Origin of the sequence: Pseudomonas sp. WS 5412 (assembly GCF_012985615.1) — a bacterium.
In the GTDB taxonomy this organism is placed as follows: Bacteria; Pseudomonadota; Gammaproteobacteria; order Pseudomonadales; family Pseudomonadaceae; genus Aquipseudomonas; species Aquipseudomonas shahriarae.
In genome coordinates, this window is the sequence record NZ_JAARMB010000064.1 from 1 (window position 1) to 651 (window position 651).

Genomic DNA, 651 nt, shown 5'->3' on the forward strand with positions numbered 1-651 from the left:
CACCGTTTTTATCCACAAGGGTGGCGGTGTAAACGATCTCGCCGCCTTCGCCCACAGTTTTAGTGGCGGTCAGGACCACATCGACCTTGTCGATGGTGTCGTTGATGGTGGTAGTCGCGCCATTGCCTGCAACCACGAGTTTTTCGAAGTTGCCGCCGTCAGTCCCGGTAATCTGGACAGTCTGGGTGCTCTTATCAACGAACACGTCATCGCCTGGAGCATCAACGGTGACGGTACCAACAGTTTCGCCGGCCTTGATGGTGATGGTTTGCTTGTTGTCCAGCGTCAGGGTGACGTCGGTATCCGCTTTATTAGAAAGCGTAGCGGTGTAGGTGATTTTCCCACCCTCACTCACTTCCGACGGAGCAGTCAGCGTCACGGTCGTGGTGTTATCGGTACCTGGGGTATCAGTAACAGTCGTAGTGACCTTGTCAGTACCTGGAACCAGGTTTTCAAAGTGCTCGCCGCCGGTGACTTCTTTAATACCGGTAGTAACAGTCTGGTCGCCTTTGTAAACGTCGTCTGGAGCCACAACCGAGACAGTACCGCTCGACTGGTTCACACCAATGGTGATGACCTGATTGTTATCCAGGGTCACAGTCACAGGGTTGGTGATGTTAGTTACTGGCGCACCGTTTTTATCCACAAGGG

The 651-nt window shown here is 53.5% G+C and carries 1 protein-coding gene; it reads right to left on the reverse strand.

Going from position 1 to position 651, the window contains the following annotated elements; genetic code table 11:
- Nucleotides 1-651, reverse strand: a 651-nt coding sequence (locus tag HBR94_RS28380; RefSeq protein ID WP_346342852.1) for an immunoglobulin-like domain-containing protein, incomplete at both ends; no start/stop codon positions are given.